At 52.3% G+C, this 24,859-nt stretch carries 22 protein-coding genes and 1 riboswitch; of the genes, 10 read left to right on the top strand and 12 right to left on the bottom strand.

All coding sequences use genetic code 11. The annotated features are described in order from the left end of the window. Positions 1–10 precede the first annotated feature (10 nt). The 6 genes from Q8K39_RS08720 to Q8K39_RS08695 are packed head-to-tail and all read right to left on the bottom strand — an operon-like array spanning position 11 to position 5,062. A complete protein-coding gene (locus Q8K39_RS08720; RefSeq protein WP_305259497.1) occupies positions 11–1,501 on the bottom strand; it encodes an RNA polymerase factor sigma-54 in 1,491 nt (496 codons plus the stop codon). Between the two features lie 11 nt (positions 1,502–1,512). Further along, positions 1,513–2,265: an LPS export ABC transporter ATP-binding protein gene (gene lptB / locus Q8K39_RS08715; protein WP_186953167.1), complete on the bottom strand. Its 753-nt coding sequence runs from the start codon at positions 2,263–2,265 to the stop codon at positions 1,513–1,515. 1 nt (position 2,266) lies between these two features. Beyond that, positions 2,267–2,830 (bottom strand): lipopolysaccharide transport periplasmic protein LptA, encoded by a 564-nt coding sequence (gene lptA / locus Q8K39_RS08710; RefSeq protein ID WP_186953168.1) that lies wholly within the window; start codon positions 2,828–2,830, stop codon positions 2,267–2,269. A gap of 20 nt (positions 2,831–2,850) precedes the next feature. Continuing rightward, positions 2,851–3,495 (bottom strand): LPS export ABC transporter periplasmic protein LptC, encoded by a 645-nt coding sequence (gene lptC / locus Q8K39_RS08705; RefSeq protein WP_186953169.1) that lies wholly within the window; start codon positions 3,493–3,495, stop codon positions 2,851–2,853. Continuing rightward, on the bottom strand, positions 3,492–4,022 hold the full coding sequence (locus tag Q8K39_RS08700; protein ID WP_305259492.1) for an HAD family hydrolase: 531 nt from the start codon (positions 4,020–4,022) through the stop codon (positions 3,492–3,494). Before Q8K39_RS08700 ends, lptC begins: the two co-directional genes overlap by 4 nt. Continuing rightward, positions 4,022–5,062, bottom strand: coding sequence for an SIS domain-containing protein (locus tag Q8K39_RS08695; protein WP_186953171.1), 1,041 nt, complete (start codon positions 5,060–5,062; stop codon positions 4,022–4,024). The genes Q8K39_RS08700 and Q8K39_RS08695 overlap by 1 nt, the downstream gene beginning before the upstream one ends. Before the next feature lie 113 nt (positions 5,063–5,175). Between Q8K39_RS08695 and Q8K39_RS08690 the strand changes: the two genes are divergently transcribed. The 6 genes from Q8K39_RS08690 to metF all read left to right on the top strand — a co-directional run bounded on the left by Q8K39_RS08690 (position 5,176) and on the right by metF (position 11,152). Then, positions 5,176–7,158 (top strand): monovalent cation:proton antiporter family protein, encoded by a 1,983-nt coding sequence (locus Q8K39_RS08690; protein WP_305259489.1) that lies wholly within the window; start codon positions 5,176–5,178, stop codon positions 7,156–7,158. 30 nt (positions 7,159–7,188) lie between these two features. Continuing rightward, complete coding sequence (locus tag Q8K39_RS08685) at positions 7,189–7,731, top strand: adenine phosphoribosyltransferase (RefSeq protein ID WP_186953173.1); 543 nt, start codon at positions 7,189–7,191, stop codon at positions 7,729–7,731. A 23-nt stretch (positions 7,732–7,754) separates the two neighbouring features. Further along, the gene (locus tag Q8K39_RS08680; RefSeq protein ID WP_305259488.1) at positions 7,755–8,207 is read left to right on the top strand and encodes a GNAT family N-acetyltransferase; all 453 of its coding nucleotides are present in this window, start codon (positions 7,755–7,757) and stop codon (positions 8,205–8,207) included. Positions 8,208–8,336: 129 nt separating this feature from the next. Beyond that, positions 8,337–8,411, top strand: a riboswitch (S-adenosyl-L-homocysteine riboswitch). 25 nt (positions 8,412–8,436) lie between these two features. Then, positions 8,437–9,867: an adenosylhomocysteinase gene (gene ahcY / locus Q8K39_RS08675; protein WP_305259486.1), complete on the top strand. Its 1,431-nt coding sequence runs from the start codon at positions 8,437–8,439 to the stop codon at positions 9,865–9,867. Between the two features lie 111 nt (positions 9,868–9,978). Further along, a complete protein-coding gene (locus tag Q8K39_RS08670; RefSeq protein WP_186953176.1) occupies positions 9,979–10,338 on the top strand; it encodes a phage holin family protein in 360 nt (119 codons plus the stop codon). Further along, positions 10,325–11,152, top strand: coding sequence for a methylenetetrahydrofolate reductase [NAD(P)H] (metF, locus tag Q8K39_RS08665; protein WP_305259485.1), 828 nt, complete (start codon positions 10,325–10,327; stop codon positions 11,150–11,152). Before Q8K39_RS08670 ends, metF begins: the two co-directional genes overlap by 14 nt. Before the next feature lie 66 nt (positions 11,153–11,218). Here the strand turns inward: metF and Q8K39_RS08660 are convergent, their stop codons facing one another. Beyond that, positions 11,219–12,121, bottom strand: coding sequence for an AEC family transporter (locus tag Q8K39_RS08660; protein WP_305259559.1), 903 nt, complete (start codon positions 12,119–12,121; stop codon positions 11,219–11,221). A 217-nt stretch (positions 12,122–12,338) separates the two neighbouring features. Between Q8K39_RS08660 and Q8K39_RS08655 the strand changes: the two genes are divergently transcribed. Continuing rightward, on the top strand, positions 12,339–13,121 hold the full coding sequence (locus tag Q8K39_RS08655; RefSeq protein ID WP_186953179.1) for an MBL fold metallo-hydrolase: 783 nt from the start codon (positions 12,339–12,341) through the stop codon (positions 13,119–13,121). Positions 13,122–13,127: 6 nt separating this feature from the next. On the opposite strand, the gene Q8K39_RS08650 is transcribed toward Q8K39_RS08655, so the two are convergent. Beyond that, a complete protein-coding gene (locus Q8K39_RS08650; RefSeq protein WP_305259484.1) occupies positions 13,128–13,607 on the bottom strand; it encodes an Lrp/AsnC family transcriptional regulator in 480 nt (159 codons plus the stop codon). 176 nt (positions 13,608–13,783) lie between these two features. Here Q8K39_RS08650 and metC point away from each other — a divergent pair, with 176 nt between their 5' ends. Further along, on the top strand, positions 13,784–15,010 hold the full coding sequence (gene metC / locus Q8K39_RS08645) for a cystathionine beta-lyase (RefSeq protein WP_305259483.1): 1,227 nt from the start codon (positions 13,784–13,786) through the stop codon (positions 15,008–15,010). 7 nt (positions 15,011–15,017) lie between these two features. On the opposite strand, the gene Q8K39_RS08640 is transcribed toward metC, so the two are convergent. The 4 genes from Q8K39_RS08640 to Q8K39_RS08625 all read right to left on the bottom strand — a co-directional run bounded on the left by Q8K39_RS08640 (position 15,018) and on the right by Q8K39_RS08625 (position 21,632). Next, positions 15,018–15,521, bottom strand: coding sequence for a GIY-YIG nuclease family protein (locus Q8K39_RS08640; RefSeq protein WP_305259482.1), 504 nt, complete (start codon positions 15,519–15,521; stop codon positions 15,018–15,020). Between the two features lie 321 nt (positions 15,522–15,842). Then, entirely contained in the window at positions 15,843–18,116 is a 2,274-nt protein-coding gene (locus Q8K39_RS08635; RefSeq protein ID WP_305259480.1) for a penicillin-binding protein 1A, read from the bottom strand. A gap of 8 nt (positions 18,117–18,124) precedes the next feature. Further along, on the bottom strand, positions 18,125–19,891 hold the full coding sequence (locus tag Q8K39_RS08630; RefSeq protein WP_370868584.1) for an ABC transporter ATP-binding protein: 1,767 nt from the start codon (positions 19,889–19,891) through the stop codon (positions 18,125–18,127). Further along, on the bottom strand, positions 19,881–21,632 hold the full coding sequence (locus tag Q8K39_RS08625; RefSeq protein WP_305259479.1) for an ABC transporter ATP-binding protein: 1,752 nt from the start codon (positions 21,630–21,632) through the stop codon (positions 19,881–19,883). The genes Q8K39_RS08630 and Q8K39_RS08625 overlap by 11 nt, the downstream gene beginning before the upstream one ends. A 146-nt stretch (positions 21,633–21,778) precedes the next feature. Between Q8K39_RS08625 and Q8K39_RS08620 the strand changes: the two genes are divergently transcribed. After that, positions 21,779–24,025: a SpoIIE family protein phosphatase gene (locus Q8K39_RS08620; RefSeq protein WP_305259478.1), complete on the top strand. Its 2,247-nt coding sequence runs from the start codon at positions 21,779–21,781 to the stop codon at positions 24,023–24,025. A 37-nt stretch (positions 24,026–24,062) separates the two neighbouring features. Then, positions 24,063–24,431: an STAS domain-containing protein gene (locus tag Q8K39_RS08615; RefSeq protein ID WP_186953186.1), complete on the top strand. Its 369-nt coding sequence runs from the start codon at positions 24,063–24,065 to the stop codon at positions 24,429–24,431. Positions 24,432–24,859 lie beyond the last annotated feature (428 nt).

Here is a 24,859-nt window from a genome sequence, read left to right as displayed (position 1 = left end):
CAAGGACTACTTACAAAGATTTACGCAAACTCACTGGGGGGATTTTGAGGGCTTCACGGTATTTGGCAACTGTCCGTCGGGCAATTACCATGCCCTGTTCACCCAGCATGTCTGCAATTTTGCTATCAGAGAGTGGGCTTTTCTGGTCTTCTGCTCCTATCAGCTGCTTGATGAGTGCACGTATCGCGGTGGAAGATGCTTCACCCCCTGTTTCCGTCGCGACATGGCTGCCGAAAAAATACTTCAACTCAAACATGCCATGTGGGGTCAACATGTATTTTTGAGTTGTTACACGTGAGATAGTGCTCTCGTGTAATCCTAGTGTATCAGCAATTTCGCGCAAAACAAGGGGGCGCATGGCAACAGCACCGTGGGTGAAAAAATTGCGTTGTCTTTCAACTATCGCTTGTGCAACGCGCAAAATAGTGTCGAAACGTTGCCGCATATTCTTTATCAGCCAGCGTGCTTCCTGCAATTGTGTGCCCAGCCCAGCCTCACCGCGGTTTTGCTTCATGATATTGGCATACATGCTGCTGACCCGCAGCCTGGGCATCACGTCCTGATTCAGCATGACTTGCCAGCCATTGTCCGATTTTCTGACGATCACATCTGGCACCACATAATCTGATTCATCAACCGCAAAGGCAATGCCTGGCCGGGGCTGGCAAAGCCTGATGACGGTTTGTGCATCGCGCAAATCTTCATCGTCGCAATCAAGAATTTTCTTGAGTTTGGTGAAATCTCTTTGTGCAAATAAACTCAGTTGTGTTTCAACAATTTGCAATGCCAGCCTGCGTGTGACAAAAGCCACTTTGGGCATACGCCTGATTTGCAGGGCCAGGCATTCAGATGGGCTGCGTGCGCCGACACCTGCCGGGTCAAAGCTTTGCAGCATGTTCAGGGCAAAACCAAGTTCTTCTGGCTCGACGGCAAGTTCCAGTGGCAGACTTGCATGTATTTCGTCCAGGGTTTCGGTCAGGTAGCCATTGCTGTCCAGCGCATCGATCATCAATTCGACCAGAGCGCGGTCACGCGGTTCGCGCAAGTTCAGGCGCATTTGCTCCAGCAAATGTTCACGCAGAGTGATGTGGGCGGCACCCAGTTGCGGGCGCCCATCTTCATCATCACCAGACTTGCTGCCATGCTGCACGTCATCAAAGCCCCAGTCTTCTTCGCTGGAGGTAGTGCTGTCGTTGCTGATGACGGTTTCGGCATCAGCCGCCGCAGGTTCGGCGGATTTATCGGTTTCTTCTCTTTGTGTTGGTGCTTCCATGCCAGCATCGGCAGAAGTGCTGCTGGTATTGATGGCACCGTCAGCCAGCAGGCGCACGGCATGATCGAGGGGATCGTCCACGCGTTCCAGCATTGGGTTATCGGTCAGCAGCGTCTCCAGCTCCTGATGCAATTCCAAAGTGGATAACTGCAATAATCGTATTGATTGCTGCAATTGCGGCGTTAAGGCCAGATGTTGTGAGGTACGTAGTTGCAGGCTTTGTTTCATGATGATTCCCGTCACATCCGGAAGTGTTCTCCGAGATAAACGCGACGTACAGATTCATTTTGGATAATGTCGTCAGGCTTGCCGCTGGCAAGTACCGCGCCTTGATTTATGATATAGGCGTGATCACAAATGCCCAGTGTTTCGCGCACATTATGATCGGTAATCAGTACACCTATGCCTCGCTCCTTGAGAAAGCGCACTATACGTTGAATCTCTATGACGGCGATAGGGTCAACACCGGCAAAAGGTTCATCCAGCAAGACAAAGCGTGGATTAGTGGCCAGTGCGCGGGCAATTTCCACACGGCGGCGTTCACCACCCGAGAGAGATAATGCCTGGCTTTCGCGTATTTTTTCAATTTGCAAATCGGCCAGCAGGGCATCCAGTCTTTCTTCTATTTTTTTGGTGCCAAGAAATTTCCCGTCGCTGTCTTTTTGCAATTCCAGTACGGCGCGGATATTGTCTTCGACAGTCAGCTTGCGGAATACCGAAGCCTCCTGTGGCAAATAAGATAAGCCAAGTACGGCACGCTCATGGATGGGCAATTGAGAGATATTCACATCATCAATCGTGATGTCACCCGCATCTGAAGGTACCAAGCCTACGATCATGTAGAAGGAGGTGGTTTTGCCGGCACCATTCGGACCCAGCAAACCAACTACTTCGCCGCTTTTCAAGAGCAGGGATACATCGCGCACCACCTGGCGTGCACCATAACGTTTTTGCAATCCCTTGACGAGCAAGGTACTGGACTTTGCTGTCATCTTAATTAGCCTGCTTTTCTGGTTTTGGTTGCAGGATGATTTTCAAACTGCCCGAGCCATCCACATGCTGGCCACTGGTCGAGTTGGTGCCGATGAAAAAGTCATTCTTGCTATCATAAGACAAGTATTCACCCTCTTGTTCCTGGGTGACTTTTTTGCCTTCCAGATAGCGCACCTTGGCCTTGGAAATGAATTTGACGATTTCTGTACTCTGGTTGTATTCCGCGCGGTCTGCCTCGCCATCCACCCACAGGTCAGGGCCGCCGTCGCGTTTCTGGCGGAAACTGACTTTGCGGTTGCTGCCACCAGTCAGGACGACGAACTGGTCACCATTCGGGGCTTCTGTGACAACGGCGTTCTCGGCTTTGACTACCAGCGTGCCACGCATCAGGGAAACGCCCTTGGACAATCTGCGCACGCTGGTTTTGCCATCACTCTCGCCATAACCGGCTTCGATGATAGTTTCCTTGTTGCTGTCGGCTTTTTCTGCATGGGCAGAGGCGCAAGCCAGGCCAAGAAGCGCGAGGCTGGCAAAGCGTACGAGAGAGAATGGAGTATTTTTCATATGCATGATTGCTTTCTGAATTATTTGAGTGTGCTTGCCGGAGCAGTTTCACGCTTTTTAAGCTGTATGCGGACTTTGCTCAGCAGTGCCAGATGTTGCGTCGAATTATTGGCCAGCATGCCGGTTGCCGTCGATGTTGATTTACCTGTGGTGATAGAGATGGGTTTGTCGGTTCTGACAATATCTTCATCTGGCAATAGCAATAGATAATCCGATTCTACGCGGACAAATTGAGAACTTAAACCCTCTGGCCTTTCCATGCTGACATGGTCGTACAAATGAACTTCGTCATGATCACGCCTGGGTGTGATCAACGATGATTTTTGTGCCACTACCGCGAGGTCAGCACGCAGATGTAGAGGTGGGCGACCCTGATCAAAGCTATTGATTTGCGGGTTGCGGATTTCTATGCTGTCATTGCGAGGCAAATGCACCAAGTTGTCACCAGTGATGTGGTAGTTGGCCTTGCCATTATTTGACAGACGTATGAAATTAAATTTTTCTACATAATAATCTGGCGCTGATCTGGCTGAACTGCGGTTTTGTTCATCGTCGGCATTGCGACGTATGACTTCCATGACCCAGATGGTGCCCATGGTGATCACGCCCAGCAGGATCACGGCCAGCCAGATGCGGAAGCGGTCTATGGTCAGGTGGGATTTCATGTCAGATATGCTTGCAAAGCCTGTTCATATTTGCCTTGTGCCCGCAGGATAAAGTCGCATACTTCGCGCGCTGCCCCCTGGCCGCCGGTGGCATTGGTAATGTATAGCACGCGCCGCTGAACTTCAGCATGGGCATTTGGTACGCTGGCAGCAAAGCCAACTCTTGTCAGTATCGGCAAATCAATCACATCGTCGCCGATAAAACCGCATTCTTGTGCCGGGATATCCAGCTTGGCCAGCAGTTCAAGGAATGCACTCTTCTTGTCATGGATGCCCTGGCTGACATGGCTGATACCAAGATCCGCAGCACGCTTGCTGACGATGGCCGATTGCCGCGCACTGATGATGGCCGTGATGATGCCTGCCTGTTGCAGGAGTTTGATGCCCTGGCCATCCAGCACATTGAAGCACTTCATCATTTCACCATCGGGGCCAAAATACAGGCTGCCATCGGTCAAGATGCCGTCCACATCAAAAATCATCAATTTGACCTTGCTGGCCCTTGCTATTGCTGTCGCTTTATCCATTAAATCACCTTGGCCCTGGTCAGGTCATGTATATGCAAGGCACCCACCAGTTTGCCGCTGTCGTCTGCGACCAGCAACTGGTTGATGCGGTAAGTTTCCATGACTTCGACAGCTTCCACCGCCAATTGTTCAGGGCGTATGCGACGCGGTGCGTGATTCATGACGTCGGCTATGCGCAACTGGGTAAAGTCACGCGTGCCATCCATCAGGCGGCGCAAGTCACCATCGGTGAAAATGCCCAGCACATGCTGGTGCTCATCCACCACGGCCGTCATCGCCATGCCCTTTTTGGTGATTTCCAGTAGCGCAGTTTTCAGGCTGGTTTCCGGGCCGACTTGCGGTATGGCATCATCAACGCGCATGACATCCCTGACATGCGTCAGCAGACGACGGCCCAGTGAACCGCCTGGGTGGGAACGGGCAAAGTCTTCTTCTCGAAAGCCGCGCGCATCCAACACTGCCACCGCCAAGGCATCGCCCAGTGCCAGCGTGACCGTGGTGCTGGCCGTTGGTGCCAGGTTCAGCGGGCAGGCTTCTTTGTCCACATGCAGGTTCAAATGAATATCGGCCAGCTTGCCCAGGCTGGATTCCGGGTTGCCTGTCATGGCGATCAGTTTCACGCCCAGGCGTTTGATGATGGGCAGGATGGACATCAGCTCTGAGGCTTCGCCGGAGTAAGAGATGGCGATAAACACATCCTGCGGCGTCACCATGCCCAGGTCGCCGTGAGCGGCTTCCGCGGGATGGACAAAAAACGACGGCGTTCCGGTAGAGGCAAAGGTCGCCGCAATCTTGCGTGCAATATGACCTGACTTGCCTATGCCAGAAACCACGACCCTACCGTGGCATGCCAACAACATGCTGACCGCTTGGGTAAACCCGGCTGCATCGCCATTGCCCAGGCGTTTTTGCAGGGCAAGCAGGGCATCAGCCTCGATTTGCAAGGTTTCACAGGCCAGTTTCAGGGCGCGCTTTGCTATGGCAGCGGCGTCTGTCGTGGGTTGTTGTTTAAAAGTTAAAGGTGCATTCAGTTCATTCATGTCGGAAGTATAAACGAAATCCTCAAAGCAAAAACTTTGCCAGTTGTAACGTAATGAATTATGTTTGCCCAAAAGCAGGATAGCAAGGCGATAAATCGGCAATAATAGACAACATGACAGGTCTGGATACTACACTTTTACTGCTGGCTGCTGCCGTCTTGGGCGTGGTCGCCTTCCGCATGCTGCAACTGCCGCCCATGTTGGGTTATCTGGTGGTCGGCATTCTCATCGGCCCGCATGGCTTGGGGGTGGCTGAAGACGGTGCGGTTACCCATGAACTGGCTGAGTTCGGCGTGGTGTTCCTGATGTTTTCCATAGGCCTGGAATTTTCCCTGTCCAAGCTCATGGCCATGCGCAAGGCCGTATTTGGCCTGGGTATGGCGCAGGTGCTGGTCACCATCATCACCAGCATGCTGTTTGGCTGGATCGCCAGCCGCTGGCTACCCAGCATATTCCAGATTAGTTGGGAAGCTTCATTCGCGCTTGGTGGCGCGCTGGCCATGTCATCGACAGCTATCGTCTCCAAAATGTTGACGGAAAGGCTGGAGCTGGAAAGCCTGCATGGCAGGCAAATCATCAGCGTGCTGCTGTTCCAGGATTTGGCCGTGGTGCCGCTGCTGATCCTGGTGCCAGCACTGGCATCGAAGTCTCCTGATCTGGGCAAGACCCTGGCACTGGCGAGTGGTAAGGCAGTTGTCGTGCTGATCTTGCTGCTGGTGGTAGGGCAAAAACTCATGCGTGCCTGGTTCCATATCGTGGTCAGGCGGCGCTCGCAAGAGTTGTTCATGCTGAACCTCTTATTTATTACTCTTGGTGCTGCCTGGCTGACTGAGAAGGCGGGCTTGTCGATGGCGCTGGGGGCCTTTGTTGCCGGCATGCTGATTTCTGAAACCGAATACCGACATCAGGTGGAAGAAGACATCAAGCCCTTCCGCGATGTGTTGCTAGGGCTGTTCTTTATTACCGTCGGCATGTTGCTCAATGTCAGGCTGGTATTGGAACAATTCTGGCTGGTGTTGTTGCTGCTGACCGGGCCGGTTCTGTTGAAATTTGTACTGATTGCTGCTTTGGCTCGTGTCTTCGGCAATTCCACCAGCGTTGCCTTGCGCACTGGGCTGGGCTTGGCACAGGCGGGTGAATTCGGTTTCGTCTTGCTGAATCAGGCAGGTGGTTTACAACTGGTAGACCCCTTGCTGGTGCAATTGATTTTGGCATCGATGGTGATATCCATGCTGATCTCGCCTTTTATCCTGGCCAAGTCGGATGCCATCGTCATGAAGTTCTCCGCCAATGAATGGATGATGCAATCGCTGGCACTGACTCAAATTGCTGCACGCACCATGACCACCAAGAAGCATGTGATCATTGCCGGTTTTGGCCGCAGCGGTCAAAGCCTGGCGCGTATCCTGGCAGAAGAAAATATCGATTACCACGCGCTTGATCTTGATCCTGACCGTGTGCGGGAAGCACAGACTGCCGGTGCCAATGTCTCTTATGGCGATGCGGCACGGCGTGAAAGTCTGCTGGCGGCTGGCGTCAACCGTGCTTCCGCGCTGGTAGTGACTTACACCAGCACAGCCTCTGCCCTCAAGATTTTGCATTTCGTCAATGAAATGAACCCTAGTCTGCCTGTCATTGTGCGCAGCCATGATGATGTAGACCTTGATAAACTCAGGGCGGCTGGTGCCACCGAAGTAGTGCCAGAACTCATGGAAGGCAGCCTGATGTTGGCGTCCCATGCCCTGGTCATGCTGGGTGTGCCCTTGCGGCGCGTGGTACACAGGGTGCAGGCGGCCAGGGATGCCCGTTATGAATCCCTGCGTGGCTTCTTTCACGGTGCCAGTGATGCTGCCGATAGCCCTGAGAACATGCAGATACGCTTGCATACCGTCGTGTTGACCGAACGCGCCAATGCACTCGGTCTACATTTGGCAGACTTGAAGCTGGAAGAATTTGAAGTTGACATCCATGCCGTCCGGCGCGGCAAAGCCAGGCTTGATCATCTGGATGACATCGTTTTACAGGATGGTGACGTGGTCGTCGTCAGGGGAACTTCCGAAGCAGTCGCTAGAGCAGAGCAGCGGCTGTTAAAATAGCGGGTTATTTTAAATTGAAGGACATGCTCGATGTTGAATCCGGCCGAATACATTAAACAACATATACGCACGGTGGAAAACTGGCCACAAGCAGGCGTGATGTTCCGCGACATTACCCCCTTGTTGCAAAATCCTAAAGTATTCCGTGTGTTGATCGATATGTTTGTACATCGTTACATGGATGAAAAGCTCGACGTCGTGGCTGGCCTGGATGCACGCGGCTTCATCATAGGCTCAGTAGTCGCCTATGAACTGAACCTGGGTTTCGTACCTATCCGCAAGAAAGGCAAGCTGCCTTTCCATACCGTATCGGAGCAATATGAGCTTGAATATGGCAGCGCGACAGTGGAATTGCATTCCGATGCCTGCAAAAAAGGTGACCGCGTCGTCCTCATTGATGACCTGATTGCCACTGGTGGCACCATGATGGCAGGCAAGAAATTGCTGGAGCGTCTGGGCGCAACGGTAGTTGAAGGTGCTGTCATCGTTGATCTGCCTGAACTCGGTGGTTCTAAAATTATCAAGGACAGTGGCTTACCCTTGTTCACAGTCTGTAATTTCGACGGACATTGACAGGCTGGCAGGTACTCACTCGCATGCATGAGTTTCACATCGGCGCAGCAGACCCGGCCTTGCCCGAGGCGGTGGTTTTGCTGGATGAGCTTTCCGAACGTCTGGCTGCAATCACCGGCAGTAGCGGACGCTCATCCTTTGACCCAGAAGATGTGCGCGTGCCGGGTGCCTTGTTTGTGCTGGCATGTAATGTGGACGGCAAGGCAGTGGGCTGTGGAGCTTTTCGCCCTATGGGCGAAGGAGTAGCGGAGGTAAAGCGTATGTATGCTCAGGTTGCAGGCGCTGGCCTTGCCATATTGATGCATCTTGAGGCAGCTGCCAGGGAATATGGTTATCACAGACTGCGTCTGGAAACCCGCTTGGTCAACCAGCGAGCCGTTGCCTTTTATGAAAAACATGGCTATGCACGGATTCCAAACTTTGGTAAATATGCTGGACGGCCAGAGGCTGTTTGCTTTGACAAAATACTAAACTAATTCTATAAAAGTCTCACGATTGCTTAAATGCCAAATCCCTGCAAAGGGTGGTCAGTTTTCTTTTTAGGACTTATTCGTTACAAATAGCAAGAAATCTGCACAAAGCCCGGAGCTGCGCTATACTTCAAGTCTTCCAAGGAGCGTTGCGACGAAAACGACGAGTTTTTGCCAGGCTTGGGATATTCATAACTGCGCTCACGTTACTTTTTTCATCAGAAAGGAGGGCGTGATGAACGCCATCGTAGCAAACACATCCACTACCAATACTTCCCAGGATTTTTTCGTTGCTGACCTGAGTCTGGCTGACTGGGGCCGTAAAGAAATCCGCATTGCCGAAACAGAAATGCCAGGCCTGATGGCTATCCGTGAAGAATTCGCGGCCAGCCAACCTCTGAAGGGTGCCCGTATCACCGGCTCTCTGCACATGACCATCCAGACTGCTGTGTTGATCGAAACACTGCTTGCTTTGGGGGCAGAAGTGCGCTGGGCATCTTGCAATATCTACTCTACGCAAGATCACGCAGCAGCGGCGATTGCTGCTGGCGGCACACCGGTCTTCGCATTCAAAGGCGAAAACCTGGATGAATATTGGGATTTCACTCACCGTATTTTCGAATGGAAAGACGGCGGCTATTCCAACATGATTCTTGATGATGGCGGTGACGCGACCTTGTTGCTGCATCTGGGTACCCGCGCAGAAACAGATATTTCTGTGCTGGCTAATCCAGGTTCAGAAGAAGAAATCTGCCTGTTCAATGCGATCAAAAAACACCTGGCGATTGATGGCACCTGGTACTCCAAGCGCCTGGCTGAAATCAAGGGCGTGACAGAAGAAACGACCACTGGTGTACATCGTTTGTACCAGATGCACAAAGACGGAAAACTGGCTTTCCCTGCTATCAACGTCAATGAGTCCGTCACCAAATCCAAGTTCGACAACCTGTATGGCTGCCGCGAATCGCTCGTTGATGGCATCAAGCGTGCAACAGACGTCATGATCGCTGGCAAGGTTGCCGTCATCGCCGGTTACGGTGATGTAGGCAAGGGTTCTGCCCAAGCCATGCGCGCCTTGTCTGCACAGGTATGGGTAACTGAAATCGATCCGATCTGCGCATTGCAGGCAGCGATGGAAGGCTACCGCGTCGTGACCATGGAATATGCTGCTGAACACGGCGACATTTTCGTGACGACTACAGGCAACTACCACGTCATCAGCCATGCTCACATGTTGAAGATGAAAGACCAGGCCATCGTTTGCAACATCGGTCACTTCGACAATGAAATCGACGTCGCTGCATTGAAGCAATACACCTGGGAAAACATCAAGCCACAAGTTGACCACGTGATTTTCCCTGACGGCAAGCGCATCATCTTGTTGGCAGAAGGTCGTCTGGTGAACCTGGGTTGCGGTACAGGTCACCCATCCTACGTCATGAGTTCTTCTTTCGCTAACCAGACAATTGCACAAATTGAATTGTTTGCCAACACGGCGAAATATCCAGTAGGCGTCTACACTTTGCCTAAGCACCTGGATGAAAAAGTCGCCCGTCTGCAATTGAAAAAACTCAATGCACAACTGAGCGTGCTGACAGAAGAACAGGCTGCCTATATCGGCGTGAATCAAAATGGCCCTTACAAGCCAGATCACTACCGTTATTAATCACCATCCGGGTTTGCCATGTGTTTACGATATTAATGGCCGATCCGGATTTATGTGTTGTGAAGCTACCCCCCAAAGGGGTAGCTTTCAAATCTATGGACAGGAGCATGTATGCGTTTACTGGCAACCTGGTTAGTTAATGCGCTGGCTTTGCTGGCGATCCCTTATCTGATATCGTCGGTGCAAATCGACAGCTTTGGCACAGCGCTTGTCGTGGCTGTGGTGCTGGGTCTGGTCAACACCATCATCCGCCCGATCTTTGTGATACTGACCTTGCCTGCAACGGTGTTAAGTCTGGGCTTGTTTATCTTTGTCATCAATGGCTTGCTGTTTTGGGGCGTGGCAAATATGGTGGATGGCTTCCACGTTACTGGCTTTTGGGCATCAGTTGTTGGAGCTTTGTTGTACAGCGTGATCTCCTGGGCACTCTCGACCTTATTGTTGCAACAGAAAAAAGATGACAACGCCTGATTTCAGCATAGAATTTTTCCCGCCCAAGACGGCGGAAGGCACGGAAAAGCTGCGTGCAACCCGGGCCAAACTGGCCGAACTCAAACCCAAGTATTTTTCTGTCACGTTTGGTGCTGGTGGTACTACCCAGCAGGGCACGCTTGATACAGTAACCGAGATACGCCGTGAAGGCCATGATGCTGCACCGCATCTCTCATGCGTTGGTGGTACACGTGAATCCATTCGCACTATATTGAATGAATTCAAGGCCAATGATATCCGTCGCCTGGTTGCTTTGCGTGGTGACTTGCCCAGCGGTTATGGCATGGGCGGTGAATTCCGTTATGCCAATGAGTTGGTGGAATTCATTCGCGCCGAGACCGGTGACTGGTTCCATATCGAAGTGGCTGCCTATCCTGAAATGCATCCGCAGGCACGCTCGCCGCAGGATGATTTGAACAGCTTCGTGCGCAAGATGAATGCTGGTGCAAATGCCGCCATCACCCAGTATTTTTATAATGCTGATGCCTACTTCCGTTTTACTGAGGAAGCGCGCAAGGCGGGTGTGACGGCGCCTATTGTGGCGGGCATCATGCCAATCACCAACAGCACACAGTTACAGCGTTTCTCTGAAATGTGCGGCGCAGAAATCCCGCGCTGGATACGCCTGAAACTGGCCAGTTATGGTGACGATACTGCATCCATCAAAGCCTTTGGGCTGGATGTGGTTACTGCCATGTGTGAACGCCTGCTGGCTGGTGGCGCACCTGGCTTGCATTTCTATTCCCTGAATCAGGCTGCGGCAACGACTGCAATCTGGCAGCGCCTGGTTTGATGTAAGTAAAGACTCAAAAAATCCCCGGAAGACATCATCTTCCGGGGATTTTTATTGTGAGAAAGTTTAACGCAAACCCAACCACAATCCCAAAGGCACAAACAGCAGGGCAGCAGTATTACCCAGCAAAACTATCGAAGCCACCTTATCTGGTTCCTGTTGGTATTGTTCCGCCACCATGAAGCAAAATACTGCTGGGGGCAGAGCGGCAAAGAGATACATCTGGCCGCGCTGGGTTGCTGTCAGCGGCAAGATAAATTCCAGTATCCCGGCCACCAGCAAACCTGCCAGCGGGCAAACGATGGCACCCGCCACGCCTATGCGCCAGCTGGCGAAATTGATGTCCAGCATGCGCACACCCAGAGCAAACAACATGATGGGGATGCAGGCATCGCCCGTCATTTTCAAAGCCAGGAAGAGTGTAGGCTGCAAGGGGATATGCAAGATTGCGAACAACATACCCGCCGCCATCGCCAGCATCATTGGGCTTAACAAAAAGCGCCATGGATTATCCTGATGATCAGGATGGCCATGTTGAATGATGCGTATGCCCACCGTGAAATACACCAGGTTGCAAGCCATGAACAGCGCCACCGCCGCTGACAGGCCGCCAGTGCCAAAGGCCAGTGCCGCAAGCGGCAAGCCCATATTGCCGCAGTTGTTATACATTATGGGCGGCACAAAGCTGCGCACATCGTAACCCAGCAGGCGCGCTACCGGCCAGGCCAGCAAACCTGAGCCCAGAGCAATCAGGAGACCCGCCAGTATCAGCCACAGGTTGTGGGTCACATCAAAATCCTTGCCCGCCAGCGCAGTGAAAATCAGCAGTGGGCATAGCACGTCCATGCTGATACGGTTGACCGAGACCATATCTGCTGCTGCCGCCGGACCTTTGCGCCGTGCATAGGCGTAACCCAGGCCTATGATAATGAATACAGGAAGGATGATGGAAAGTATGCGTTCTATCATGCGTGCGTCAGCCAGGAAAAATGGGGTGATTGATTTACTTCTGCTCACAAGAGTGTAGCTGTTTTGCCAGTCTCGCGCTGTGGCAGTAAGTACAGATGACAAGATTTCATGTGAACTGGATTAGCCAAAGGACTGGCTTGTACTTGATCCATGTCAAGGGCAGGCTTGCCAGTTTTCTTACAATGACCAGTTCACAGCTCAGCTATGCGAGGATCAATTGGCGATAGAACTTTTTAATGATGGCAAACACATCTGCGTGATGTTTAATGATCTGCTGGATGATACTGCAGACCATGCCGTCCAGGCCAACCAGTTCCTTGTCGTATCAGAAGGTGAAGGTGCCTTGATAGATCCTTCCGGCAACCTGACCTACAATGCACTGCTAGTGAGTATGCACAAATATTTGCCGAAGAAAGACCTCAAATACCTGTTCGCATCACACCAGGACCCGGACATCATAGGTGCGCTCGACAAGTGGCTGATGGGTACGAATTGTGATTTGTATGTATCGAAATTATGGTCGCGCTTTGTGCCGCATTTCTGTAACCTGAACCGTGCAGAAGGCCGCATCGTCGGCATTCCGGATGAAGGAATGCCGGTGCGTCTGCGCGACACCATCATCCATGCCGTGCCTGCACATTTTCTGCATGCAGAAGGCAATTTCCAGTTCTACGACAGCAAATCAAAGATACTGTTTTCTGGCGACGTGGGTGCCTCCATGGTGGATGCACATGACATAGAAGCTGCCATTACTACCAAGGCGCAATTCCTTGATCATGTGCATACCATGAGCGGTTTTCACAAGCGCTATATGGTGTCCAACAAGGTTTGTCGTTTATGGGCAAACATGGTCAGGACCATGGATGTCGATATGCTGGTGCCGCAGCATGGACGGTATTTCAAAGGCCGTGAAGCTATCACCGCTTTTCTGGACTGGATAGAAAACCTGCAATGTGGCATAGACTTGTTCACGCAAGAACATTATCGCTTCAGAGGTTGAACAAACTCAGGACTTACCGCTTTTCAGCACCGCATAATTCAGCGGTAAGGCCGTGGTATTCTTGATGACTTCCATCACAAAGCTGGAGCTGACATCCTGCAAGTCGGCTACCTTCACCAGTTTTTTATAGACCTGATCAAAACCTGCCATATCAGGCACATAGACTTTCAACAGGTAGTCGATCTCGCCACTCATGCGCAGTATCTCGACGATTTCCGGTATCGCGCCGACACCAGCAATAAAACGCTGCATCCACTTTTCATTATGCTGGGCCGCCTTCAGCGCCACCATCACCGTCAGGCCCAGGTTCAGCTTGACCGGGTCGCATAGCGTGACTTGCTGTTTGATTACCCCATCCTCCTGCAGTTTTTGCACACGCCGCCAGCAGGGCGTGACCGACAAATGCACTGCATGGGCCAGGTCAGCCAGTGCAATGGAGGCATCTTTCTGCAAAATGTTCAAGATATCTAGATCAATTTTGTCCATTTTTTCTCATTATTAGTAATTTTTTCTAAAAATAGCATAAAAATCTGAATAATTTGGTAAAAAATTCTTTCCGGCTGTTGTTAGCATGTGGCTTGTACTCACCCTGTTGTAAGCAAGGTCTTTTAGTGGCTGGCACAGCAGAGGTAAAAATCAGCAAATACAGAAACGGATGTTTTATGAACTTAGTCGACACCCCATTGCAAACAGCCACCCGCCTGACCCATGCTGGTCGCAAGGGCAAGGATCATGCGGCCTTTGTTAATCCATCCGTGGTACGGGCTTCAACGATGTTGTTTCCCGATGTTGCTTCCCTGAAAGACGCTTGCGGCACACGCCGAGCCTATGGCCGTCACGGCAATGAAACCACGCAGGCGCTGGAACAAGCCTTGTGCGCGGCTGAAGGGGCTGCTGCCTGCATGCTGACACCTTCTGGCCTGTCTGCCATCACAACTACCTTGCTGGCCTTGCTGCAGCCTGGTGACCACTTGCTGATGGTTGATACCGTGTATGACCCAACGCGCTTGTTCTGCGAAGGCATGCTCAAGCAAATTGGTGTGACCACCACTTATTATGATCCTCTGGTGGGCCGAGGCATTGCTGAAGTCATGCAATTCAATACCAAGGTAGTTTTTGTTGAATCACCAGGCTCGCTGACATTTGAAGTGCAAGACATTCCTGGTATCGCGGCCGCTGCACATGCGCGGGGTGCGGTGGTGGTCTCTGATTCCACCTGGGCTACACCGATAGGCTGGGATTCGTTTGAGCTGGGTATCGATGTCTCCATCCATGCAGCGACCAAATACATCGTTGGTCATTCAGATGCCTTGATGGGCGCGATCCTGACCACGGCAGCGCTGGAAGAGCGCATCCGCAATTGCTATCGCCAGCTAGGCATGACCATAGGTGCAGACGATGCCGCACTGGCCTTGCGCGGCTTGCGCACACTGGCAGCCCGTCTGGCAGCGCACAGGGACAGTGCCCATGTGGTAGCCCGCTGGTTGCAAGAACAACCGGAGGTGGCAGAGGTTTTGTATCCTCCAATGCCAGGCAGCTCAGGTCATGAATTATGGAAGCGTGATTTCAAGGCTGAATATGCCTGCGGCCTGATGGGTGCAGTTTTCCGCGCCGACATCACCGAACAGCAAGTTGCTGCATTGATAGACCGCACTCGTTTGTTTGGTATCGGTTTTAGCTGGGGTGGCTTCGAGAGCCTGATCTTGCCTACCAACCCGGCTTCGTATCGCACAGTCAATGCCGATAAATGGCAGACACCGATGTTGCGCCTGCATGTGGGGCTGGAAGCAGTACAAGACTTATTGGCTGATCTTGAGCAAGGCTTTGCAGCCTTGCGCAAGATTCCGGAGACAGTACGTGAACGTAGTTACTTGAAAGCCGTTATCTGAGACCGTTTTAACCATTCACCCACTCTATCGCTTTCCTGAAAATGCCGGCAGGCGGTGGGCTGAAGGCTTCTGCATTGCTGGTGGTCGGTTCATCCGGTTCCAGGTGACGCATCATCGAGAGGGTATGTTGCTGGCGTATCAGGCCCTGGCGATTGATGGTGGCAATAGTGTTGGCGATTTTTTCTGCTGCGGCATCGAGGTCAAATTCGTAGAATTCATCGCCCCGTTTGCCACGGCGTTGTTGCTGGAATAGCTTCAGGATTTCATCCATGGCCTGACCGCAGTCCTTGGCATGCAGTTCGAATACACATTCGTAGGAGCCTGGTATCAGCTGTTGCTGGTCACGGTTGAGTTCCATGGCCTTGGAGACGCCAGAGCGGCGGGTAGCGCCAATCTTGTACAAACCCTGGCGCAAGCCATCGTTTTGCAAAATGTAGATGGTGCCTGGTGTGCCATGCATGAATTGCGGTTCGCGTGGCAAAGACCTTTGAGGGCGGTACGAAGTAGTCATCTCTTAACCTGACATTTTGTAAAGGGATGCAGAAGAGTCTACAAAATGTGCCGGGTGTTTCAGGCCCGGAATAAGAGGGTGCTTTGCGCCCTGTTTGTTGAATAGACGTTCGTAAAAAATGTTCGGCAATATTGAATTACCACCATCCTGTGTAGCTTCCCGCTCAGGATTTTCAGCCCACTGGCTTAGGTCAGTGGGTTTTTTTATGCTGTCATGATGCTGTCATTTCCAGCTACTACCATGCGCCAGTCCTGAAAAGTTTTACCTCCAAAGGTCGGGATACTTGCCCGCAGAGCGATCTGCGGGCTTTTTCTTAAGCGACTACTGTGTCACGGCGTTGGCTGGTGCCGTTGCTGATGTTACCGCTGCTGGTGGTGCATCATCCATATCCAGGGTGCGTACCCCGGCACCGTTCAGGAATTCATTGAACATCCAGTCACCTTCGGCATTGCTGATACCTTCAGGTATTGCTCGCGCCACCTCCGCTTTGCCTGCCAGCGCTACGCGCATACTGTCTATCCAGATAGGCAGAGCCAGAGTGGCTCCAAATTCACGTCCGCCCAGCGATTTGGGGTCGTCATAGCCCATCCAGGCCACTGCCACGACATTACTGGCATAACCGGCAAACCAGCCATCGACAGCCTCGCTGGTCGTACCAGTCTTGCCTGCCAGGTCACGGCGGGCAAGTTTGCTACTGGCGCTGGCACCAGTACCGCTACGCACCACTTCACGCAACATCAGGTCAGTGATATAGGCATTGCGTGCATCGATGACGCGGGATTCTTCCTGGGCTTTGGCGGGCGGTTTGTTTTCAAACAGTACAGTACCCTTGCCATCCACCACCTTGCTGATCAGCCAGGGATTCACAGCATAGCCACCATTGGCGAATACCGCATAAGCCGATGCCAGCTGCAGCGGCGTTACCGAACCCGTACCCAGCGCCATGGTCAGGTTGGCCTGGTGCTTGTCCTTGTCAAAGCCAAAGCGTGGCAACCAGGTCTTGGCATGATCAACACCGATGGCTTTCAGGATACGTACTGACACCACGTTCTTGGATTGTGCCAGTGCCGTACGCATGCTGACCGGGCCATCGTACTTGCCATCATCATTGCGTGGATCCCAGCGCAAGGCTTCTTCCGACGTGGAGGAGAGTTGCACATCATTGATCAGGGTGCCTGGATAAAAACCTTTTTCCAGCGCAGCAGAAAAAATGAAGGGCTTGATGCTGGAACCGGGCTGGCGCCAGGCACTGGTCACATGATTGAACTTCTTGCGGTTGTAGTCAAAACCGCCGACCATGGCACGGAAGGAACCGTCTTCAGCGTTCAGCGCAACAAACGCGCCTTCGACTTCAGGCATTTGTGAAATGACCCAGTTCTTCTTGTTGTCCTGCATCACGCGTATCACGGCACCGGGGCGTATTTTGATGCCAGCCTTTGCCTTATCGGAGAGCGCCGCTGCGGCAAAGCGCAAACCTTCGCCTGTGATTTCCACATTATCACCAGATTGCAATTCAGCCTTGATGATCTTGACGGATGACTGGATCACGACCGCCGCCATCAATTTGTCATTGTCGGGATGTTTGCGCAAAATCTGGTCTATCGCATCTTCTCGCTCATCTTCATCCGCAGGGAGTTCAATATAAGCCTCAGGCCCGCGGTAGCCATGGCGCTGGTCATAGGCCATGATATTGCGGCGCACCGCTTCATAAGCGGCATCCTGCTCAGCCTTGTAGATCGTCGTGTACACCTTGATGCCCTTGGTATAGGTGTCTTCCTTGTATTGCGCATAAATACTTTGACGCACCATCTCGGCAATATAATCACCATGGGTATCGAATTGCTGGCCTTTGACAACCTTGATCTGTTCTTTGGCGGCAGCTTCCATTTGTGCTTGGGTGATGTAGCCATTCCTGACCATGCTCTTCAAGACCAGTAATTGCCTTTGCTTGGTTTTTTCAAAATTGACGGCTGGGTTATGCCGCACCGGATTTTGCGGCACTCCAGCCAGCATGGCAGCTTCTGCCAGGCTGAGCTGGTCCAGCGATTTGCCAAAATAAGTCTTGGCTGCACTGGAAAAACCGTGGCTGCGCTTGCCCAGGAAAATCTGGTTCATGTACAGTTCCAGGATCTGGTCTTTGCTGAGCGCATCCTCTATCCGGTAAGTCAGCAAAATCTCTTTCATTTTGCGTTCCAGTGACTTTTCATTGGTCAGGAAAAAATTGCGGGCCACCTGCATGGTGATGGTCGATGCACCCTGATGAAAGCCGCGGCTCAAGTCTGCCAGGATGGCACGTCCGGCGCTGATGAAAGAGACTCCGCCATGTTCATAAAAACGCGCATCCTCTATCGACAACAAGGCATTTTTCATGACCGCCGGGATTTGCTTGATCGGTACAAAATCCCGGTGTTCTTCACCAAACTCACCGATCAGGGCATTGTCTGCAGTGTAGATGCGCAGCGGGATCTTGGGGCGGTAGTCAGTCACCGCTTCCAGTGTCGGCAGGCCGGGCGCGACCACAAAAAATATAAAGGCCAGGCCTGCCAGCAACAGGGTGGTACAGAGACTGAGGCCAAATACTATCCACTTCTTCATGCTATTCCTTATTCTTCCAGGGTTTGCAGCAGATACAGGCGCTGATAAATGCCCTGTTCCACTTGCATTAATTCTTGATGATTGCCTTGCTCCGCCAGCTTGCCGTGGTTCAGCACGATGATGCTGTCGGCATCGCGTATGGTGGAGAGTCTATGGGCAATCGCGATGATGCTGACCTTGCCGCGCAACTCTGTCAGCGCAGTTTGTACCACTTGTTCGGTTTCACTGTCGATATGGGAAGTCGCTTCATCCAGGAACAGGATGCGTGGCTTGCCAGCCAGCGCACGGGCTATCGCCAGCAATTGTTTCTGGCCAGTAGATAGGCGCGCACCACCTTCGCCCAGCGGTGTGTCGTAACCGTTTTCCAGTTGCAAAATAAAATCATGCACGTGCGCAGCCTTGGCTGCGGCGATGATATCTGCTTCGCTGATGTCGCGCCCCATGGCGATATTTTCGCGTGCATTTGCTGCCAGCAAAAACGGTTCTTGCGGCACCAGCCCCACCTTCTCGCGGAAGTGGGCATCCGTGACACTGGCCAGCGCTTGTCCATCAACTTCCATACGGCCAGACTGCGGTGTATAAAAGCGTAGCAAGAGACTCAGCAGGGTAGATTTGCCGCTACCGGTATGACCGACAATGCCATAAAAACTGCCAGCCGGAATATCCAGGCTAAAGTCATGCAAGACTGGCTGTGCTGGATCATAACCAAAACTCACCTTGTCTAGCGTCAGGTGACCATCGGTAATGCGTGCATCGCTGCTGGCCTGTACGTGCTGGTGTTCATTCAGCAGCGTGTTTACGCGTGCGGCTGAGACCACGGCTTGCTGTATCTGGCCAAACTGCAGGGTGATCTGTATCAGCGGTTCCACCACACGGGCGATGTAGCTGACAAAGGCATACAGCACACCGATTTCGACACCAGAAAAACTGCGCTGACTGAAAGTGAAAATCACTACCACCAGCAAGATCGAATTCATCAAATCCAGCGCCGGGCGCAGCAGCCAGGCATTGGCACGCAACTCATCCAGCCTGGCGGCGTAATGCAACTGGTTGGTCGTGGCAAAGCGTTCACCAAAACGGCGTTCGGCATTGCTGGCTTGCAGCGCGCTCATGCCATTGATGCTTTCTGCCACCTGGGCATTGATTTCACTGCGCAACTGACGCGCCTTGCTGACGGCTGGTGCACTCCAGCGCTGGTAAAACCAGACGATGATGATGACCGCCGGTATCAGCATGATGACAATCAGCATCAAACGCCATTCCAGCCAGGCCATGGCAGTCAGCGCACCGATGACGACAATGGTGCTGTCGAGCATGACGAACAAGACCTGCACATATAGGCTCTTGACTGACTCGGTATCATTCGTCACGCGGCTGACCAGCTGCCCGGTAATCGCCTTGTCAAAGAAAGCCATGGGCAGGCGCAAGACATGCTCATACACTTGTTCACGCAAGCGCCGCACTGAACGCATGGCGACGCCTGCCAGCCTGGTGAGTTGCAGATAACGCAGCCAGGTCGCAGCCCAGCCTGATAACACATAGGCAGCCAGCAAGCCTATGACCATGCCCATATCCATTTGATGCGGCAACAGGTAGCGATCTATGAAGGCCTTACCCAGCAAGGGGCCAATCGCCTCCAGGCCAGCCGCGATAAATAAAAAGAAAATGCCCAGCCAGACATGGCGTTTTTCACTGCGGGCTGCATACAGCAGCAAGTGCACTGCCTGTTTTTTTTCTGACATGGCAGCGGGTAATTGTTTGGTATCAGGCTGCATCCAGGCTTGCTTCCAATTGTTGATAACGCCATTGCGTTGCATACCAGCCATTCAAGTCCAGCAAAGCCTGGTGATTGCCTTGTTCTATGATTTTGCCTTCGCGCAAAACCAGGATGTGATTGGCTTCCAGCACTGCACTCAGGCGGTGGCTGACAATGACGGCACTGCGTTCTGGATGTACTTGCCTCAGTTCTGCCAGGTGCTGCAGGATATGCGTTTCGGTTTGGGTATCGACTGCCGACAAGGCATCGTCCAGCAGTAATAAAGGGCTGGCCGTCAGCAAGGCGCGGGCGATGGCCACGCGCTGTTTCTGGCCGCCAGACAGGGTGACGCCACGCTCACCCACCAGCGTGTCATAGCCATGCGGGAAGCGCTGGATATCATCATCCACCGATGCCAGTTGCGCCGCCTTCATGACCTCGGCACGAGTGGCGGCAGGATTGCTGAGTGAGATATTGTCAGCAATCGATGCCGAGAACAAAAACGGCTCTTGCGCCACCCAGTTGATCGCCTGGCGCAGGGCTTGTAGCTTGTAGTCTGCCAGCGCATGTCCACCCCAGGCCACATGGCCTTGCTCTGCCTCGATCTGGCGCAGCAACAGGCGCACAACGCTGGATTTGCCCGAGCCAGTCGGTCCGACTATGCCTATAGTCTGCCCCGGTGCGATATGCAGGCTGATGCCCTGCAAGGCTGGCCTGGTCTGGCCCGGATACGCAAAGCTGACATCGTCCACGATCAAATTACCGGCTGGTGGCGTATCCAGCTTGCCCTCATCATTGACACTGAGTTCCTGCATCAAGACCGGCTCCAGCCGCGCCCAGGCTGCCTTGCCGCGCTCCAGCAGCGACAAGACCCAGCCAGCAGCAAACATCGGCCAGATCAACTGACCTAAATACATTGAGAAACTGGTCAGCGCACCGATACTCATTTCTCCATGCCATACCAGATAACCACCGACGCCCAGCGTCAGCGCACCAGCCGCAGTCAGGGACAGGCCCACTGCAGGTTCATAGGCGGCTTCCCAGCGTTGGGCATTCAGGCTGGCAGCGGCGGCATTTTCTGCCAGTTCGGCAAACTGTGCGGCGCTGCGCTGTTCTAGGCCCAGGGCGCGCAGGGTACGCACGCCGGATAAAGTCTCTTGCACCTGGTCGTTGAGCTTACTGAAACGGTCGAGTGAGTCGCGTGATGCATCCTGTATGTGATGGGTAATATGCTTGAACGCCCATGCCATGAAAGGAAAGGGCAGCAAGGCCGCCACTGCCAGTCGCCAGTCCACGCCCAGCAGCATCATGCCTATCACTAGGGCAAAGGTCAGGCTGCCGTCAAAACCGGCCAGAGCTGCTTCACCAGCGGCCAGTTCTATGGCATCTGCATCATTGGTGCCCAGCGCCATCAGGTCGCCGGTTCTTTGCTGCTGGAAAAAACTGCTCCCCTGCACACTCAGGCGTTCATACAAGCGGGTGCGTAACTGCATGCCCAGTTTATACGAAGCCGTAAACAATTGCGTGCGCCAGCCTACGCGCAGGAAGTAGATAGCCAGGCCCATGCCCAGCAGCCAGGACAACTCCCACATCAGGCCTGTGTTGTCAAAACGACCTGCCACCATGCCATCGATAATCATGCCCACACGGCGTGGTATCAAGACCGTCATGACAGCAACGGCAAACAGCATGAGGCCAGCGCTAATATACTGGCGCCAGTGCTGGCGGATAAATTGTGCTAAAAGCTGGTACAGACTCATGAATGGTTCAGACCAGCAAGACAGAAAATGGTTGCATGCATCAAATGCAATTCCTCGATTGATGGCAAAGCAGGAAATGATACAGTATCCTCAAACTTTGACCTCAATGTCGCGCATCCCGGCAGACTTTCGTATAGACATACATTGTGATTAAATTAAGAGCATTTCAGTTCACCAGTATTACTTACCGCCTGGTTTTTGCCTGCCTGATGGCGGCAGTGGTGATTTATGGCAGTTCCTACTACCAGATACGCGCCTTGATGCAACAGGTCATGACCGGCTGGATAAACCAGATCGCGCTGTCTAAACTGGATGCTGCTGTGGCAAAGCACCAGTCCAGCCTGCACCTGATAGGCGAACAAGGGACCCGTCTGGTGCAAATGGACGAGCGCCTCCATCTTGCTGATCAGAATGGTCTCAAAGCAATTTTGCCAGTCTCCCCCTATATCAGCAAACTGGCGATTTCTTCTGGCACTACAGGTCAGGATCACAGCTTTGGCTGGCATGCAGAAGCAAATGGGCAGCCATGGCAAAGTACAACTGCAGATGTCGACTTATTGAATTCTTGCAATGTTGTTGATGGTCATCATTATTGGGCTCAGCATATCCGCAATCAGGAGCTGGTTTTCTGTACTGGTATGTATATGTTGGGGAAATCACAGCAAAGCATAGCCATCCAGATCAATATGCAGCCATTGTTGCAAGACCTGCAAAACAATTTGCATCTGGTTGATGCGGTAGACCAAAGTGTGCAAGGCCAGCCTTACGTAATCAACCGGCTGAACGGCCACTTTTTACTGGGGGCAGAGTTCATTCCGGAAGATCTATCAACGCGGCCAAACAGCGGTGCTGGCAAGGGGGGCGACATACACTACAGCCTGCAACTGCAGGATATGCCACTGGTCTATGGGTTTTATTTTTCTGAGGAAAAAATCCAGAACTACCTGGGCAAATATTTTATGCTGGCCATCCTTTCCATGGGCAAGGACATGCTGTTGATGTGCATAGCCATTGCCCTGGTGTCACGCCAGACCACCAAGTCCCTGCGCAGCCTGAGCAAAAGCACCGAAGAAATTGCTCAAGGCAACCTCGATACTGAATTGACAAAAATTCCCAGGAACGATGAAGTCGGGCGACTCTCACGTTCATTCAGGCGCATGCGTGATTCATTGAAGTTGCGCATACTGGAATTGCAGGAGGCCACCGCCGCCAGACAGCGCATGGAAAGTGAACTCGCCATCGCCGCCCAGATACAACAAGCCATGTTACCCAGCGCAGAAGCTGCCATAGATCCACGCTATAGTATGAGTACCTTGCTGCAGCCAGCCAGGGTAGTTGGTGGTGACCTGTATGATTTCTTTCATGTGGCCGATGATCGTATTTGCATGGTCATTGGTGATGTTGCCAACAAGGGCATGCCTGCAGCGCTGTTCATGGCGCGTACCCTTAGCTTGATGCGCACGCTGGCACACCAGAGCAGTACACCGGCAGCGCTGTTGTTTTCAGTGAACCGCGAACTGGCACACAACAACCCAGAGTGTCGTTTTGTAACGATGTTCTTTGCCATGCTGGACCTGAAAACCGGGAGCATGCAATACGCCAGTGCAGGACATGATGCACCATTGCTCTTAAGGGATGGGAGAGTCAGCAAGTTGCCATTGCAGACCGGGCCTGCCTTAGGCTTGGAGGAAGAGGGAAGTTTCCCGCAATTTGAAAGCCGCTTGCATGCGCAGGACATCATCATTCTGTACACAGACGGCATTACCGATGCAAGGAATGAGCACAATGAAGAATTCTCAGAAGCACGATTACAGACTACAATTAGTCAACAGGCACCGGCATTTGCAGCAGACATTATTCGTATAGTGACGTTAGCGCATCAGAAGTTTATAGCGCAAGCACCGCAGTTTGACGATTTGACATTATTAAGTATGCAATTTCACCCTGAAGTCAAACGACGCAAGCCAGCTTTTGGCGACTGGCAGATCAGTCTGAATGGTCAGCCGCTTGACTATGAACAGGTCAAGCCCAGGCTGGCAGGGTTTTTGCGTGCTCAGAAAGTCAGTGATGATATTGTCGACGATTTACAGCTGATTACCGAAGAGGTGTTGGTCAACGTGCTCAAGCATGGTGCGACAGAACAAGATCCTGCATCAATCAGGCTGGATGTGCATCTGCACGATAGTGAAATTGTGATCGATATGGTGGACAACTCGCATGCCTATAATCCCCTGAACGGAGCCACCCAGCCAGATCTGGAGATGGATTTTTCCGACCGCCCTGTTGGCGGCCTGGGCTTGTATCTGGTGAATGCCCTGGCCGACCATATCGATTACAACTATGCACATGGTCAGAATAATTTGCACATACGTAAATACCTCATCAAACCCTGAAATAATAAAATAGAAACCGGATCATAGAGGACAGACAGTGTTAGAAATTTCCATAGACGAAACGCAGTTACCCACAGCCAGAATAGATCTGGCTGGAAGTCTCGATACCAGTACCGCAGCCGATCTTGAGCAGTTTTTTTCCAGCAGTGTCAGTGAAGACGTCAAGATACTGGTCATGAGCATGGAAGCACTGACTTTTATATCCAGTGAGGGTTTGCGGGTGCTTGCCAAGATACGTAAGACTATGCGTAATCACGGAGGGGTGACTTATTTCGTCAATCTTAGCCGGCAGGTGCAAAAAGTGTTTGAAATTGTGCGTGCAGCGCCTTTGAACGAGATATTTACCAGCACCGCTGAACTGGACGCCTATCTGGCTGATATGCAGCGCAAGGTGAGTGAGGAGTGAACCTGGTCGTCCACAAAAAGCTGGTAGTCAACAGCAATTTAGTAGTGCTTAAACTTTGCCTAAATGGGACTTATGCAAAATTGTCTTGCTAATAAAACATAGAGGATTGCTTCTTGGACTACGCCATAAGAGCGCTATATAATCTCCCGCCTCATTACTAGAACTCATTTCATAAATAGGGTGAGATGCGTTTGCCTCATAACGTGGGCTGGCAAGGCGGACGAGGCAGTCAATAGCGGTGCTATTGATAACGAGTCGAATTGTCAGCACCTGCAGTCCAGCACGCGTGATGAGGCAAACCCTTCGGGAACTAACGATTTGGGCGCATTGCAGCGTTGCGCCCTTTGCTAAGGCAGGAGCCTTAGCTGCAGGTCACGCCTTGCACTGCATCCCAAATCGTCTTGTTCGCACTCACCCTATTTATGAAA

Source organism: Undibacterium sp., assembly GCF_030683615.1.
Lineage (GTDB): Bacteria > Pseudomonadota > Gammaproteobacteria > Burkholderiales > Burkholderiaceae_D > Undibacterium > Undibacterium umbellatum.
Note: the sequence above shows the minus strand (reverse complement) of the source record. Positions and strands in the feature narration are given on the sequence as shown.

What these genes read in the sequence shown, in the direction of transcription:
- Q8K39_RS08695 (WP_186953171.1), bottom strand. Translation starts at nt 5,062, where the DNA reads ATGAATGAACTGAATGCACCTTTAACTTTTAAACAACAACCCACGACA.
- Q8K39_RS08660 (WP_305259559.1), bottom strand. Translation starts at nt 12,121, where the DNA reads ATGATAGAACGCATACTTTCCATCATCCTTCCTGTATTCATTATCATA.
- Q8K39_RS08690 (WP_305259489.1), top strand. Translation starts at nt 5,176, where the DNA reads ATGACAGGTCTGGATACTACACTTTTACTGCTGGCTGCTGCCGTCTTG.
- lptC (WP_186953169.1), bottom strand. Translation starts at nt 3,495, where the DNA reads ATGAAATCCCACCTGACCATAGACCGCTTCCGCATCTGGCTGGCCGTG.
- Q8K39_RS08625 (WP_305259479.1), bottom strand. Translation starts at nt 21,632, where the DNA reads ATGAGTCTGTACCAGCTTTTAGCACAATTTATCCGCCAGCACTGGCGC.
- ahcY (WP_305259486.1), top strand. Translation starts at nt 8,437, where the DNA reads ATGAACGCCATCGTAGCAAACACATCCACTACCAATACTTCCCAGGAT.
- Q8K39_RS08650 (WP_305259484.1), bottom strand. Translation starts at nt 13,607, where the DNA reads ATGGACAAAATTGATCTAGATATCTTGAACATTTTGCAGAAAGATGCC.
- lptA (WP_186953168.1), bottom strand. Translation starts at nt 2,830, where the DNA reads ATGAAAAATACTCCATTCTCTCTCGTACGCTTTGCCAGCCTCGCGCTT.
- Q8K39_RS08640 (WP_305259482.1), bottom strand. Translation starts at nt 15,521, where the DNA reads ATGACTACTTCGTACCGCCCTCAAAGGTCTTTGCCACGCGAACCGCAA.
- Q8K39_RS08700 (WP_305259492.1), bottom strand. Translation starts at nt 4,022, where the DNA reads ATGGATAAAGCGACAGCAATAGCAAGGGCCAGCAAGGTCAAATTGATG.
- metF (WP_305259485.1), top strand. Translation starts at nt 10,325, where the DNA reads ATGACAACGCCTGATTTCAGCATAGAATTTTTCCCGCCCAAGACGGCG.
- Q8K39_RS08635 (WP_305259480.1), bottom strand. Translation starts at nt 18,116, where the DNA reads ATGAAGAAGTGGATAGTATTTGGCCTCAGTCTCTGTACCACCCTGTTG.
- Q8K39_RS08720 (WP_305259497.1), bottom strand. Translation starts at nt 1,501, where the DNA reads ATGAAACAAAGCCTGCAACTACGTACCTCACAACATCTGGCCTTAACG.
- lptB (WP_186953167.1), bottom strand. Translation starts at nt 2,265, where the DNA reads ATGACAGCAAAGTCCAGTACCTTGCTCGTCAAGGGATTGCAAAAACGT.
- Q8K39_RS08680 (WP_305259488.1), top strand. Translation starts at nt 7,755, where the DNA reads ATGCATGAGTTTCACATCGGCGCAGCAGACCCGGCCTTGCCCGAGGCG.
- Q8K39_RS08630 (WP_370868584.1), bottom strand. Translation starts at nt 19,891, where the DNA reads ATGCAGCCTGATACCAAACAATTACCCGCTGCCATGTCAGAAAAAAAA.
- metC (WP_305259483.1), top strand. Translation starts at nt 13,784, where the DNA reads ATGAACTTAGTCGACACCCCATTGCAAACAGCCACCCGCCTGACCCAT.
- Q8K39_RS08685 (WP_186953173.1), top strand. Translation starts at nt 7,189, where the DNA reads ATGTTGAATCCGGCCGAATACATTAAACAACATATACGCACGGTGGAA.
- Q8K39_RS08670 (WP_186953176.1), top strand. Translation starts at nt 9,979, where the DNA reads ATGCGTTTACTGGCAACCTGGTTAGTTAATGCGCTGGCTTTGCTGGCG.